The 14,415-nt window shown below is 59.3% G+C and carries 15 protein-coding genes; 5 read left to right on the top strand and 10 right to left on the bottom strand.

Going from position 1 to position 14,415, the window contains the following annotated elements:
* Positions 1-53 precede the first annotated feature (53 nt).
* The 8 genes from cyoE to hmpA all read right to left on the bottom strand — a co-directional run bounded on the left by cyoE (position 54) and on the right by hmpA (position 8,236).
* Entirely contained in the window at positions 54-941 is an 888-nt protein-coding gene (gene cyoE / locus JUI81_RS30910) for a heme o synthase (RefSeq protein WP_007941628.1), read from the bottom strand.
* An 11-nt stretch (positions 942-952) separates the two neighbouring features.
* The gene (cyoD, locus tag JUI81_RS30905; protein ID WP_096481055.1) at positions 953-1,288 is read right to left on the bottom strand and encodes a cytochrome o ubiquinol oxidase subunit IV; all 336 of its coding nucleotides are present in this window, start codon (positions 1,286-1,288) and stop codon (positions 953-955) included.
* Entirely contained in the window at positions 1,289-1,915 is a 627-nt protein-coding gene (locus JUI81_RS30900) for a cytochrome o ubiquinol oxidase subunit III (protein ID WP_019582330.1), read from the bottom strand.
* A gap of 3 nt (positions 1,916-1,918) precedes the next feature.
* On the bottom strand, positions 1,919-3,949 hold the full coding sequence (gene cyoB, locus JUI81_RS30895; protein WP_019582331.1) for a cytochrome o ubiquinol oxidase subunit I: 2,031 nt from the start codon (positions 3,947-3,949) through the stop codon (positions 1,919-1,921).
* A gap of 3 nt (positions 3,950-3,952) precedes the next feature.
* On the bottom strand, positions 3,953-4,897 hold the full coding sequence (gene cyoA / locus JUI81_RS30890) for a ubiquinol oxidase subunit II (RefSeq protein WP_019582332.1): 945 nt from the start codon (positions 4,895-4,897) through the stop codon (positions 3,953-3,955).
* Positions 4,898-5,724: 827 nt separating this feature from the next.
* On the bottom strand, positions 5,725-6,234 hold the full coding sequence (locus tag JUI81_RS30885) for a disulfide bond formation protein B (protein ID WP_019582334.1): 510 nt from the start codon (positions 6,232-6,234) through the stop codon (positions 5,725-5,727).
* A 25-nt stretch (positions 6,235-6,259) separates the two neighbouring features.
* Positions 6,260-6,820, bottom strand: coding sequence for an ester cyclase (locus tag JUI81_RS30880; protein ID WP_028939833.1), 561 nt, complete (start codon positions 6,818-6,820; stop codon positions 6,260-6,262).
* 234 nt (positions 6,821-7,054) lie between these two features.
* Positions 7,055-8,236 carry an NO-inducible flavohemoprotein gene (gene hmpA / locus JUI81_RS30875; RefSeq protein ID WP_028939834.1) on the bottom strand — a complete coding sequence of 394 codons (1,182 nt, stop codon included), beginning with the start codon at positions 8,234-8,236 and terminating at the stop codon, positions 7,055-7,057.
* A 147-nt stretch (positions 8,237-8,383) separates the two neighbouring features.
* Here hmpA and norR point away from each other — a divergent pair, with 147 nt between their 5' ends.
* From norR to JUI81_RS30850, 5 genes are all read left to right on the top strand, one after another.
* A complete protein-coding gene (gene norR / locus JUI81_RS30870; RefSeq protein WP_028939835.1) occupies positions 8,384-9,937 on the top strand; it encodes a nitric oxide reductase transcriptional regulator NorR in 1,554 nt (517 codons plus the stop codon).
* Positions 9,938-10,223: 286 nt separating this feature from the next.
* On the top strand, positions 10,224-11,126 hold the full coding sequence (locus JUI81_RS30865) for a chemotaxis protein CheV (protein WP_018930150.1): 903 nt from the start codon (positions 10,224-10,226) through the stop codon (positions 11,124-11,126).
* A gap of 27 nt (positions 11,127-11,153) precedes the next feature.
* Positions 11,154-11,612 (top strand): GNAT family N-acetyltransferase, encoded by a 459-nt coding sequence (locus tag JUI81_RS30860; protein ID WP_026331935.1) that lies wholly within the window; start codon positions 11,154-11,156, stop codon positions 11,610-11,612.
* 71 nt (positions 11,613-11,683) lie between these two features.
* Positions 11,684-12,010: a hypothetical protein gene (locus JUI81_RS30855; RefSeq protein WP_018930148.1), complete on the top strand. Its 327-nt coding sequence runs from the start codon at positions 11,684-11,686 to the stop codon at positions 12,008-12,010.
* A gap of 83 nt (positions 12,011-12,093) precedes the next feature.
* The gene (locus tag JUI81_RS30850) at positions 12,094-12,843 is read left to right on the top strand and encodes a YkgJ family cysteine cluster protein (protein WP_028939838.1); all 750 of its coding nucleotides are present in this window, start codon (positions 12,094-12,096) and stop codon (positions 12,841-12,843) included.
* 82 nt (positions 12,844-12,925) lie between these two features.
* Here the strand turns inward: JUI81_RS30850 and JUI81_RS30845 are convergent, their stop codons facing one another.
* Both JUI81_RS30845 and JUI81_RS30840 read right to left on the bottom strand, forming a co-directional pair.
* On the bottom strand, positions 12,926-13,183 hold the full coding sequence (locus JUI81_RS30845; RefSeq protein WP_204125626.1) for a hypothetical protein: 258 nt from the start codon (positions 13,181-13,183) through the stop codon (positions 12,926-12,928).
* A 245-nt stretch (positions 13,184-13,428) separates the two neighbouring features.
* Positions 13,429-13,800 carry a DUF6124 family protein gene (locus tag JUI81_RS30840; protein WP_204125625.1) on the bottom strand — a complete coding sequence of 124 codons (372 nt, stop codon included), beginning with the start codon at positions 13,798-13,800 and terminating at the stop codon, positions 13,429-13,431.
* Between the last annotated feature and the right edge of the window lie 615 nt (positions 13,801-14,415).

Below are 14,415 nucleotides of genomic sequence, written 5' to 3'. Positions count from 1 at the left end.
AAAGCCCCGCCATTCTCTCGAAAGGCGGGGCTTTTCTTTACAGCATCCGACGCTTAAGGCGCGTACGTCAGCAGCAACTCGCTCGGCACTTTGAAGTCCAGGGACATCATCACGCTCAACGCAGTAATGGTGAAGATCGAGAACACGAACAGCTTGCGTGCCCAGACCGTGTCATCCACTGCCTTGTAGCCGGTCCAGGCCATGTACAGCCAGTACATGCCCATGGCCGCGGCGACGGCGAGGTAGCTCATGCCGGCGTAGCCGCTGAAGGTCAGCATCAAGGTCGCCACGAGGAAGGCCAGGATGTAGAGCAGGATGTGTTTCTTGGCCACTTCAATGCCGCGCTTCACTGGCAGCACCGGAATCGATGCGGCCAGGTAATCGTTGAAGCGGAAGATTGCGATGGCGTAGGAATGCGGCATCTGCCACAGGCTGAACATCACCAGCAACGTCAGCGCGGCCATGTCGAAGTTATTGCTGACTGCGACGTAACCGATCACCGGCGGCATCGCCCCCGACAGACTGCCCACCAGCGTGCCGTGAACCGACTTGCGCTTGAGGTACAGGCTGTAGAAGCCGACGTAGATGACAAAACCGATCACCGCGAACAGCGCGGCCAACGGGTTGGCCACCTTGTACAACAACGCAACGCCGGCGACACCCAGGACGGTCGCATAAGCCAGGGCCAGTTTCAGGGAGATCAAGCCCTGGACCAGCACCCGGTTCTTGGTGCGCTCCATCTTCAGGTCGATGTCGCGGTCGATGCAGTTGTTGAACACGCAACCGGAGGCTACTACCAGGGACGTGCCGATCATCGCGGCCAGGAAAATGGCCAGATCGACATGCCCTTTGGAGGCCAGGAAGAATCCGCCTGCCACAGAAAGCACGTTACCGAAAATGATCCCCGGTTTGGTGATTTGGATAAAGTGCTTAAAGGACATCCGGACTTACCTCAGTGCGCCATCATGTTGGTGTGGATGCTGAACATGATCCACAGCGACAGGCCTACCAACAGGACAATCACGATCGCGGCAAAAACAAACGCAATCACGTTGTTACGCTGCGCCGCGGAACGGTCCAGGTGGAGGAAGTACACCAGGTGCACCAGCACCTGGATCACTGCGAAGGCCAGTACGATCCACAGGGTCATCGCTTTTGGCAGCGACGGGTACATCACCAGGCCAAAAGGAATGACGGTCAGGATCACCGACAGAATGAAACCGATAGCGTAGGACTTGACGCTGCCGTGGCCGGCGTCGTGGCTATCGTGGGAATGAGCGTTAGCCATTTACATAGTCCCCATCAGATAAACAACGGTGAATACGCAGATCCACACCACGTCCAGGAAGTGCCAGAACAGGCTCAGGCAGCTCAGACGGGTCTTGTTGGTCGCCGTCAGGCCGTTTTTCTGCACCTGATACATCATGATCGCCATCCAGATCAGACCGCTGGTCACGTGCAGACCGTGGGTGCCGACCAGGGTGAAGAACCCGGACAGGAAGCCGCTGCGGCTAGGACCGAAGCCCTCGGAGATCAACATGTGGAACTCGTTGACTTCCATGCCGATGAAGCCGGCGCCGAACAGGAAGGTCAGGGCCAGCCAGCCCAGGACCTGGTTCTTCTTGCCCTTGAACAACGCCAGCATGGCGAAGCCGTAGGTGATCGAACTGAACAGCAGCAGAGCGGTTTCGCCCAGTACGTATGGCAGCTCGAAGATGTCGTGGCCCGACGGGCCACCCGCTACGTTGTTAACCAGTACCGCGTACGCCGCGAAGATCGACGCAAACAGAATGCAGTCGGTCATCAGGTAGAGCCAGAAACCGAATACGGTCATCTCGCCCGAGTCGTGGTGATGGTCATCATGCCCATGTCCATCGACATGGGTGTGTCCAGCATTGGTCACTAAGTTCGACATGGTTTAAGCCTGTTCCAACGAGGTTTCAACACGGGTGGTGGTGGCTGGAATTTTCCCGGCCGCTACCAGACGCTTGTGCTGCTCGGCTTCGATGCGCTCGATCACGTCGACCGGCACCATATAGCCTTGATCATCACGTGCAGCGTGGATCACGAAGTAGCCCACGGTGCCAACCAGACCAACGATGGCCAACCACCAGATGTGCCAGATCATCGCGAAACCGAACACGGTCAACAGAGCACCCATGACCAGACCGGTCGCGGTGTTGTTTGGCATGTGGATCGGCTCGTACTTGGCCGGAGCCTTGTACGCGGTGCCGTTTTCCTTGGCTTCGGTGAACGGGTCGATGCCTTCTGCTTTTGGCAACACGGCAAAGTTGTAGAACGGTGGTGGCGAGGAAGTCGACCATTCCAGGGTGTGGGCATTCCATGGGTCGCCGTGCTCGCACATGTTCTGCGGCAGCTTGCGGTCACGGATACTCACGTACAGCTGGATCAGCTGGCAGGCGATACCCGCAGCGATCATCACCGCACCGAACATGGCAACGTACAGGTACGGTACCCACTCAGGGTTGGTGGTGGCGTTCAGACGACGGGTCATGCCCATGAAGCCCAGAACATAGAGCGGCATGAACGCGACGAAGAAGCCGGAGATCCAGAACCAGAATGCTGCCTTGCCCCAGCCTTCGTGCAGCTTGAAGCCGAACGCTTTCGGGAAGTAGAAGCCGAAACCTGCGATGTAACCGAATACCGCGCCGCCGATGATCACGTTATGGAAGTGCGCGATCACGAACAGGCTGTTGTGCAGTACGAAGTCAGCACCCGGGATGGCCAGCAGTACGCCGGTCATGCCGCCGATAGCGAAGGTCACCATGAAGCCCAGGGTCCACAGAACCTGGCTGGTGAAACGCAGACGGCCTTGATAAATGGTGAACAGCCAGTTGAATAGCTTCACACCCGTCGGGATCGAAATCAGCATCGTCGCCAGACCGAAGAAGGCGTTGACGCTGGCACCCGAACCCATGGTGAAGAAGTGGTGCAGCCAAACCATGAAGCCCAGGATCGAGATCGCGCCCGATGCGTAGACCATCGAGTGGTGGCCGAACAGACGCTTGCCGGTGAAGGTCGAGATGACTTCGGAGAAGATCCCGAACGCTGGCAGAATCAGGATGTAAACCTCGGGGTGACCCCAAGCCCAGAACAGGTTGACGTACATCATCGGATTGCCACCAAGTTCATTGGTGAAAATGTGGAAATCCATGTAACGGTCAAGCGTCAGCAAAGCCAGGGTAGCGGTCAGGATCGGGAACGAAGCCACGATCAGGACGTTGGCCCAGGTGCAGGTCCAGGTGAAGATCGGCATGTCCATCAGCTTCATGCCAGGGGTACGCATTTTCAGCACGGTGGCCAGGAAGTTGACCCCCGTCAGCGTCGTACCTAACCCGGATAGCTGCAGCGCCCAGATGTAGTAATCCATCCCCACGCCCGGGCTGTATTGCAGGCCCGACAGCGGCGGATAGGCAACCCAACCGGTCTTGGCGAATTCGCCAACGCCCAGGGACAGGTTGATCAGCACCACGCCGGAAACCAGCAGCCAGAAGCTCAGGGAGTTCAGGAACGGGTAGGCAACGTCACGCGCGCCGATCTGCAGCGGCACTGCAAGGTTCATCAGGCCGGTGAAGAATGGCATCGCCATGAAGATGATCATGATCACACCGTGAGCGGTGAAGATCTGGTCATAGTGTTCAGGTGGCAGGTAGCCAGGCGAACCCTCGGTGGCCATGGCCAACTGGGTACGCATCATGATGGCGTCGGCAAAACCACGCAGCAGCATGACCATGGCGACGACGATGTACATCACGCCGATTTTCTTGTGGTCGACCGAGGTCAACCACTCGGTCCACAAATAGGTCCACTTCTTGAAGTAGGTGATTGCAGCGAACAGTGCCAGACCGCCGAGCGCGATCATGGCGATGGTCACCATTACGATCGGCTCGTGGAACGGGACCGCTTCCCAACTTAATTTACCAAACATCGTTTACTCCTCTGCCCCGGCAGCTGAATGCGAACTCATGTCCATCCCTTCCATGGCGGCCACTTCGTGCTCTTTCTTCTCGTGGTGCATTGGCTTGCCCGGTTTCATACCTTCGTACTTGTCGACGATGATCTGGAACAGGTTCGGCGTGACCGAGGAGTAAAGCTCGACTGGGTTGTTCTGGCTCTGCTTGGACAGGGCTGCGTATTCAGCTTGTTCAAGCTGTTTAGGTGCCTTTTTGACTTCGCTTACCCAGGCGTCGAAATCTTCCTGAGAAGTGGCGATAGCTTTGAATTTCATGCCGGTGAAACCCGCGCCGCTGTAGTTGGCGGAGATACCGTCCATTTCAGCGTTCTGGTTGGCGATCAGGTGCAGTTTGGTCTGCATGCCCGCCATCGCGTAGATCTGACCGCCCAGAGCAGGGATGAAGAACGAGTTCATCACGGCGTCGGAAGTGATCTTGAAGTTGATCGGGGTGTGCGCCGGGAACACGATCTTGTTGACCGTGGCGATGCCTTGTTCCGGGTAGATGAACAGCCACTTCCAGTCCAGCGCGACCACTTCAATGGTGATTGGCTTGACGTCGGATTCCAGCGGCTTGTAAGGGTCCAGTGCGTGGGTCGACTTGTAGGTGACGTAACCCAGGGCAATGATGATCAGTACCGGAATAGTCCACACCGCGATTTCGATCTTGGTGGAGTGGGACCATTTTGGCGTGTAGACGGCGTCCTGGTTGGAAGCGCGGTATTTCCAGGCGAACAGGAACGTCATGACGATGACCGGCACGACGACCAACAGCATCAGCAGCGTTGCGGTGATGATCAGGTTTCGCTCATCCAGGCCGACCTGGCCCTTGGGATCGAGCAAGGTCATGTTGCAGCCTCCCAGCAACAACGTGCCGAGCAGCGGCAATAAGCCTAGTAGTCTGGGGTACCTGTTTTTACTCATCTCACGACCTCTAAAGCAGCTTGCGCAATGCAGTTGGGTTTTGATCGCCAACACTTCACCCTGCCAAGGGTTGGCATTTTTCTTGGATTGAATAAGGGCCTGCCCGTCGCGCGTCAGACGCGGTTCGACAATTGCTGGGCCTGCGGTGTGTTCTTATTCGAATTCGTGGTCAAGGGCCTTGTTACAGACCAATTCCATTTGGTGCGGATCGTCGGAAGGCACCGACAATGGGGAGTCGCATGAAGCCATCAGGCTTCTCGACGCCCTGTTCTACTCATAAGCCTGAGTCAGGATGAGCAGTGCCGGGAATTCAGTGCGGGCGATTGTAGATATGTAGCGATTCATAAACCATGTCTCATCCCGAAATAATTTTTATCCGTTCCAGCAACAATCATTCACGGTTTTTGCAAAAGTGGGCCATGGTATCGAAATTAATTCTCAACAAAAACACCAAAAAATGTAGGTGTACCGCGCGAAGTTCAGACAGCTTCCTGGGCTCTGCGCTCGCCTCAGACCCTGCTCTACCCCCTATGTGACAAGGGCTTTGGCAATTCGCCAGCCCCTGTTAAAACTGCCTGTTTCGGCTGATTGGCACTGAAAGCGGTAGTGGCTTACAGAGCCTGTTTTAGGTACCTGAAGGTGTCCCGATTCCATGTCTTGAAATGACTTGCGACACTCGAGCTGTGACAACATGTCGCACACATGCCGCATCCATAATTGTCGCGCATCAAGGTCTTTTCATTTGAGCTTTGAACATGCAAAACGCCCCGGCCTCTCAACGAGGACCGGGGCGTTTTTTGTTTCCTGCAACGGTGTGGCGGATGGCCTCAGCGCAGCGCTTTGCGGTTACGCCAAGTGAGCAGCGGCACCAGCACCACGACCAGCACGAACGCCGTCAGCGCCCACTGTGCCAGGGACAAACCAAGGATCGGCGGGTACGGCGTGGAGCAGAAACCGTCGACCTGGAAGCCCAGCGGGAAGATCTTCGCCAGCGGCAGGCCGTCGACGATCGGTTGCAGCACATCGATGCCGCAGCTGACTTCCGGGTACAGCTGGGTATAGACGTGATGCCCGGCCACCCCGACGCCTGCGATGGCGCTGATCACCACCAACGCCTCGAACAGCGTGATGCTGCGGCGGGTGCGCATCGCCGCGCCGATAAACGCGAAGAGCGCGATCAGCAACAATGCGTAGCGCTGCAAGATGCACAGCGGGCACGGCGCCTCGCCCAGCACCACTTGCATGTACAGCGCGCCACCGATCAGCGCCAGGCAGATGATGCCCAGCAACACCAGATAGCGCCGTTCACGTCCCAACCGCATTGTTTCCTCGCTCATCGCGTTTCCCTTCTGTGTCCGTGGATCAGCTCGCCGGCGGCTGCGCTTGCAGCTGCTGCAACAGGCTGATGTTGTCTTCGATATGCCAATTGGCCGCGATGCGACCGTTGTCGATCTGATAGATATCGGTTGCCCGGAAGTCTACACGCTGCCCCTGACCTTTGAGAGCCTTGAACGGGCCGGTGAAGTGCCCGCGAAAGTGCAAATGCACCACCACCCGATCACCGGCAATGATCATTTGTTCGATCTCGCAGCTCAGGTCCGGCACCGCCGTGCGAAAGAACTTCGACGCCAGCAGCGGCCCGGTCGGCCCCTGAACCCGGCCTTCGGGCGGGGTCTTGTCGACGAACTGCTCTGACAACGCAGCCTTGGCCAACGCCTCCTCCCCGGTGTTCCAGAAGCTGCCATAACGCCGGGCGGCCAATTCCATGGCATCGCGCTGCGCCTTGGGCAGACTCTGATCGACGATCAGGGATTGCGGCTGGAGCAAGGCCGGCTCGGCGCAAGCAAAGGGGCTCGCCAACAGCGCAGCGGTCAGGCCGAGGCCGGCCAGGGTTGAACGGCGGGAGAAAGTGATGCGAGTCATGGGGCGATCCTGATCATGTAAACGAACGAGCGCCTATCATCAGCATCGGGGAATAAACGATAAACCGGTTAAGAACGGATTAACCTTTAAGCGTTTTTTACGAATCGGGACCGAGGTGAAGCTTTCGCGGGCAAGCCTCGCTCCTACAGAGTTCGATGTGATCGACATGTGACCTGTAGGAGCGAGGCTTGCCCGCGATGAAGGCGACTCGGTCTCCCGAGTCGCCGCAACCGCTTACTCCAACGCCGCAGCCGGCCCGAAGAACTCGTAGCGGCTTTGCTTCTCCGGCACACCCAGGGCCCTGAGGTGACGCTTGATCGCTGCCATGAAGCCTTTAGGCCCCAGGAAGTAAGCATCTACATCGCGCTGCTGCGGCAACCACTCGCCGAGTTGCTCCTGGCTCAGCAGGCCAATCTTGTCCGCCGCCGGGCTGACGCCATCGTCTTCGGCGTAGCAATAGAAACGCTTGAGCTGCGGATGACGCTCGGCCAGCCCGTCGATCCAGTCGCGGAAGGCGTGCACGCTGCCGTTGCGCGCACAGTGGATAAAATGCACCGGCCGCTCCGTCGCCAGCGCCGCTTCGAGCATTGCCAGCGTCGGGGTGATGCCAACGCCGCCACTGATCAGCACCAGCGGTTTGTCGCTGGCGGTCAGAGTGAAATCGCCCGCTGGCGGAAACAGCATGATGCTCGCGCCGACGTGCAATTGATCGTGCAAATGGTTGGAGGCGCGGCCACCGGTTTCGCGCTTGACGCTGATGCGGTACTGGCCCTTGTTCGCCAGCGCCGACAGCGAATAGTTACGCCGGATTTCCTCACCATCGAGGATCAGTTTCATGCCGATGTACTGGCCGGGCTCGGCCGCGAGAATCGGCCCTTTATCCGCCGGTTCGAAGTAGAACGAAGTGATTTCCGAACTTTCCTCAACCTTGGCCGCCACGATGAATTCCCGCGCGCCGCGCCAGCCCCCCGGTGCCTGGGCTTTCTGGTCGTAGATACTGGCTTCGGCACCGATCAGGATTTCGGCCAGTTGGTTGTAGGCCGCGCCCCAGGCGCTCATCACTTCAGGCGTGGCAATTTCGTCGCCCAGTACTTCAGAGATTGCCCGCAACAGGCAGCTGCCCACGATCGGGTAATGTTCCGGGAGGATTTGCAGGGCCACGTGCTTGTTGATGATCTTGGCCACCAGGTCGCCCAACTGATCGAGCTGGTCGATGTGCCGCGCGTACATCAGTACACCGTTGGCCAAGGCGCGAGGCTGATCGCCGCTGGCCTGGTGGGCCTGGTTGAACAGCGGGCGGACTTCCGGGTATTCGGAGAGCATCATGCGGTAGAAGTGAGTGATCAATGCCTCGCCACCGCTTTCCAGCAGCGGTACGGTGGACTTGACGATGGCACGGTCTTGAACGCTAAGCATAAGAGCAACTCCTGGGCTTTATATGAATACCCTTTGCTTATCAGTTTCCATGCCAACAATTAAAACCTTATAAATCAAACAGTTAAAAACAAAGTAGTCATATCGACACACATCGCTTTATAGTCATAGCGACTACACGGAGTCATTATGACTGCAAAATTACTGCTCACGACCCTGCTGCCCCTGGTCTCCGACCTGTCCCGCGAGCTGCCCGAAGGCGAGCGCTATCGGCGCCTGCTCGAAGCCATGCGCGCCCTGCTCCCTTGCGATGCCGCCGCCCTGCTGCGACTCGACGGCGAATGGCTGGTGCCGCTGGCCGTGGACGGGTTGAGCACCGACACCCTCGGCCGCCGCTTCAAGGTCAGCGAACACCCGCGCTTCGAAGTGCTGCTCAGTAGTCCCGGCCCGACCCGCTTCGCCGCCGACAGCGACTTGCCCGATCCTTATGACGGCCTGGTCGATGGCCTGCACGAGCATTTGGAAGTCCACGACTGCATGGGCTGCCCGCTGTTTATCGACGAGCGCCCGTGGGGCCTGCTGACCCTCGACGCCCTCGACCCTGAGCGCTTCGAGCCGATCGAACTGGACGCCCTGCAAGCCTTCGCCAGCCTCGCCGCTGCCACCGTAAACGCCGCCGAGCGCATCGAACGGCTGGCCAATCGCGTCGAAGACGAACATCAGCGCGCCGAGGTTTACCGTCAGGCCAGCGGCCAGCAGAACCGTGAAATGATTGGCCAGAGCAAGACTTACAAGCGCCTGGTGGAAGAGATCAATCTGGTGGGCGGCAGCGATCTCACTGTGTTGATCACCGGGGAAACCGGGGTCGGTAAAGAGCTGGTGGCCCAGGCCATCCACGCCGCGTCGCCCCGGGCCGACAAACCGATCATCAGCCTCAACTGCGCCGCCCTGCCAGACACACTGGTGGAGAGCGAACTGTTCGGCCATGTGCGTGGCGCCTTCACCGGCGCGATGAACGATCGTCGCGGCAAGTTCGAACTGGCCAATGGCGGCACGTTGTTCCTCGATGAAGTGGGCGAACTGTCGCTGGCGGTGCAGGCCAAATTGCTCAGGGTGCTGCAGAGCGGGCAATTGCAGCGGCTGGGGTCGGACAAGGAACATCAGGTCGACGTGCGGCTGATCGCAGCGACCAACCGCGACCTGGCCGAGGAAGTACGCAGCGGCCGCTACCGCGCCGACTTCTATCATCGCCTGAGCGTTTACCCGCTGCTGGTGCCCGCATTGCGAGATCGCGGTCGGGATGTGCTGTTGCTCAGCGGCTACTTCCTGGAGCAAAACCGCTCACGCATGGGCCTCAACAGCCTGCGCCTGACCAGCGATGCCCAAGCGGCGTTGTTGGGGTATGGTTGGCCGGGGAACGTGCGGGAACTGGAGCACTTGATTGGCCGCAGCGCGTTGAAGGCGCTGGGTAATTGCACGCAACGGCCGAAGATTCTCAGCTTGAGCGCGGCGGATCTGGATTTGCCCAATGGCGGCGTTGAACACGCAGCGGAACCCGTGGTTGCTGCGCCGGTAGCTGAATTGGTTTCAGGGGATTTGCGTGAAGCCACCGAGCACTATCAGCGCCAATTGATCAGCGCTTGCCTGGAACGGCATCAGCACAACTGGGCCAGCGCGGCGCGGGAGCTGGGTCTGGATCGGGCGAACCTGGGGCGGATGGCCAAGCGGTTGGGCATGAAATAACGCGGTTATTATGTTGGGCGGTATTTGTGGCGAGGGGGCTTGCCCCCGTTGGAGTGCGAAGCGCTCCCCGCTTTTTCCAGCTAGAGCTTCATCGCTGGTTTCACGACCGCTTCGCGGTCGAACGGGGGCAAGCCCCCTCGCCACAGGTAAGCTCCCTCCCACAGGGTCACCGTTTGGCTGGCAATGGGCATTTCCCCTAAAGCCAGCCCCCAACAAGTCGATAACCCGGCATCGATAGCTGTTGGCGATGCTCATAATCGCCTCACCTTTTCCACAGAAGGTTTTTATGTCTTCCAACAAAGCCCGCGCAGATTCACTTTCGCTTCTGCTGTTTACCTTGCGCAGCGGCAAGCTGATGGCGATCAACCTGCTGAAAGTCAGCGAAATCATCCCCTGCCCGCCGCTGACCAAGCTGCCGGAGTCGCATCCCCACGTCAAAGGCATCGCCACCCTGCGCGGCGCGTCGTTGTCGGTGATCGACCTGAGCCGCGCCATCGGCGAACGACCGCTGGAAGACCCGAACGGTGGCTGTCTGATCGTCACCGACGTCAGCCGCTCCAAGCAGGGCCTGCACGTTCAGGCGGTGAGCAAGATCGTCCACTGCCTGACCACCGACATCCGTCCACCACCCTTCGGCTCTGGCGGCGTGCGCTCGTACATCACCGGCGTGACGTCGGTCGACGGTACGCTGGTGCAGGTGCTGGACATCGAAAAGGTCATCCACGGCATCGCGCCGGCGCAGATCGAAATGGCCCCGACCGAACTGAGCATGGAAGAGGCTGAAGTACTGGGCAATGCACGGATTCTGGTGGTCGATGACAGCCAGGTCGCCCTGCAACAATCGGTGCACACCCTGCGCAACCTCGGCCTGCAATGCCACACCGCCCGCAGCGCCAAGGAAGCCATCGACTGCCTGCTGGACCTGCAAGGCACCGCCCAGCAGATCAACCTGATCGTCTCGGACATCGAAATGTCGGAGATGGACGGCTATGCCTTCACCCGCACCTTGCGCGAAACCCCGGACTTCTCGCACCTCTACGTGTTGCTGCACACCTCGCTGGACAGCGCGATGAACAGCGAGAAGGCTCGACTGGCCGGGGCCAACGGGGTGCTGACCAAGTTCTCCTCGCCAGAACTGACCAAGTGCCTGATCGAGGCGGCCAGGGTCGTCGCCGAACAAGGTCACTGAGTGTTGGCCGAGGACTTTTGTTTTCTGATGCGGCGCAACCTCGCGGAGGATGTGCCGCATGCCACATGGCCAAACGGCATTGAGCTGACCGAGTACCGCCCCGAACTTGCCGAAGCCGTTCATCACTTGATGGAACTGGGCTATCGGGATGGCGGCGGCCGCGTACCGGCGCTGGAAGTCTGGCAACAGCGGTTTGAAGCCGATCCTGAATACGATCCGACCCTGTGCTTCATCGCTCTGGATGCCGAAGGCATCGTCGGCGTCGCCCAGTGCTGGACCAGTGCCTACATCAAGGATTTGGTGGTGCACCCGCGCGCTCGAGGCCTCGGACTTGGCCGTGCGCTGCTGCTCCATACTTTCAAAATGTTTGCGCAGCGCCGCGAAGGTTTTGTGGATTTGAAGGTGCGGGAAGACAACCTTCGGGCGCGGGGTTTATATGAAAGTGCCGGGATGTATGTGGTCCGGCGGGAGCCGGTGCCTGTCTGACACACCGCTTTCGCGAGCAAACCATCAGGCATACTCCGACCTTGACCACTACACGCCAAGGATGCCTGATCATGAAAGCCACCACCCTGACCTTCCTCTGTCTCACCACCCTCGCCGCCCATGCCCACGCCTCCAGCCCCGATGCCTGGGCCGCCTTCGACAGAGCCGTGCTCGCCAGTTGCACCAAGGCCAGCGGCCTGAAAAAACCCCAACCCGTCGGCAACGCCGCGCAGTTCGATGACCGGGTCGGTTATACCGCGCTCCTGCTGCAAGGCCAGTACCCGCAAAAACACATGAAAGGCCAGCAAGGCACCGAGCTGTGCCTCTACAACAAGAAAAGCAAAACCGCCTACGTCACCGAATGGGACTCCATCCGTCCAACGGCAAAAGCGCAGTGACTGGCGCATAACTTGCTTTGGCACAGGCCTTTGCGGTGGCTTTCTGTCGCCGTTTCATGCCCTCACAGGTCACTGGCCGTTCAATGAATACACCGTTTTCCTGCGTCGGTTGTGGCAAATGCTGCACCGACCACCATGTTCCCCTGACACTGGCCGAAGCCCGCATGTGGGCGGCCGATGGCGGCCAGGTGATCGTGCTGGTGGAAGCCTTTCTCGCCAATGGCCTGGGCCTGCCAGCACAACAACGCGAACACGCCGAACGCCGTTCGGCGCTGGTTCGCAGCGGCACCTGCGAAGCGCACGTGGCGATCACCTTCGCCGCCTACAACGTCGGCCCCTGCCGGAATCTTGACGAAGACAACCTCTGCCGCATCTACGAACGCCGCCCGCTGGTGTGCCGCATCTATCCGATGGAAATCAATCCGCATATCCCGCTCAACCCGGCAACAAAGGATTGCCCGCCCGAGTCATGGGAAAAAGGCCCGGATCTGATTGTTGGCGGTGAATTGGTCGATCAGGAATTGGCAGGATTGATCCAGCGCTCCCGCCAGGCGGATCGCGACGAGATTCAGGCCAAGGATGCGATTTGCGCGCTATTGGGGATTCGAACGACAGCGCTGAAAGGCGATGGGTTTACCGCATATCTGCCGGACATGACCGCGTTTGCCATGGTGATCGATCAGGTGGCGCAGCAATCGCAGGCCGGGTCGGGCGGAGAATGGCTGTTTCATGTGTCTGGCGATGATATCGCCGGGCAAGTGCTGGCGGCCGGGGCGCAGGTGGTGACTGAAGCGCCGCTGAACTATGCGTTTATTTCGCTGCGGGCGGCCTGAGCCAGAGGGTGTGTTGCATTTAATGGCCTCATCGCGAGCAGGCTCGCGATGACGGCAGATCACGCACCGCGCAGGTAAAAACTCAGCGCTTACCCATCGAACGACGAGTGCCGGGAGGCGCTGCGCCCGGGGTCTTGGTGTGGCCGTTCTTGGCGCCATTCTTGTACCAAGGCTGGCTGGTGCTCTTCGCGCCGGCCAGTTCCCCCGGCTTGAACGGAAACTTGAACGCCGGGATCGCCGCTTTGGTTTCGCTGTCGGCGCTGGAGTCGACGCTGTCGGGCAGGTCTGCCTGGTCGTCGCGCAAAGCGTCGGCAACCGGCGGTTGTGTCGGGGAAGTCATGAAAGCTCCGGGTGATGCTAAAGAGTCGGGCCCGGTAGGCGAGCCGCGAAAGGCGGCAGTATACCTGTGTCGGAGGCCGCAAGCTTCAAGCCGCGAGCGAGTCCGTCGGGTTTTGTGCTGACGGACCTGCCGCCTTCGCGGGCAAGCCTCGCTCCTACAGGTCATGTGTCGATCACATCGAATTCTGTAGGAGCGAGGCTTGCCCGCGAAGAACGATAACGCGGTCAATCTGACTGAACGCCTGCCTACGTCTGCGGATCGACGTTATCCAGCGCCCGGTTCACCGCCAGCTCCGCCAGCATGATGCTCTGTTGAATCGCCAGCGCCATGTAGCGCTGCGGGCCGGTCAGGTCGTTGGCGAAATCGCTGGCCAGGACACTCGCCGTGGCTAACGATTCGTAGGCGTGGACCAAGAGGCTTTCGGTATCCATATTCGGGGCGACCATGAACATGGTGCTGGGGCGGCGTTTTTTTTCGGTGTAGGGCGTTGGGGGATCGAGGTAGTAGTCGAGCGCGCGTTTTATGGCTTCGCGGTCTTTGAGTAATTCTTCGGCGCGCAGGGTGTCGGCGATAGGGTTGGTTTTATTGAAGTTCGAATCAGAATTACCGTCATCCATCTGTAGCTCCTAATCTCAATTGGAGCCATCACTTACCGTTATGGTCGTGAGGCTTTCGCCTACTTATTGCGGGGATCTCACGCCCGGTCGCTGAATGTGCAGCGACAGCCAAAGACTAGAGAGCCCGCTTCCGACGGACAACCTGAAAGATGTGTGGGAAAGGTCTGCGTTCTGACACATCGATTAAACATTCAAAAGCGGAACGCGGAGCGTCCCTGGAGGCGTTCCCACGCGGGAGCGTGGGAATGATCGTGCAGGTACAGACGAAAGAGATTGGTCGGCTGTCAGGCCGCCTTCACGAACAAGCCCCCCCCCACCATTGAACGGTGCACACCCGCCCCTCACCACTCAACAGGCCGAGCGTTAGCTCGCCTGCCGCTTTTGATCTTGATTCACCCGCCCCTTCGGGAGGCTGAGTGGAGGTGTTCATCTGGGGATTGGCGCGCAGCGCCGTTCGACGCAGTCGAACCCATCGCATGTAGGTTGAAGCGAAGCCAACCGTAGGGCGATGCCCCCAGATGGATACCGGAGCGAAGGAACGCCGAGCCTTAGCGAGGGGCCGGACGCTTGGGGCGAGACCTTTTGGTTACTTTTGGGGCGTTTGCCAAAAGTGAC

It is taken from the genome of Pseudomonas sp. 008 (genome assembly GCF_016861935.1).
Classification (GTDB): domain Bacteria; phylum Pseudomonadota; class Gammaproteobacteria; order Pseudomonadales; family Pseudomonadaceae; genus Aquipseudomonas.
The sequence above is the reverse complement of the archived record's forward strand: the minus strand, read 5'-3'. Positions and strand labels throughout refer to the sequence as shown.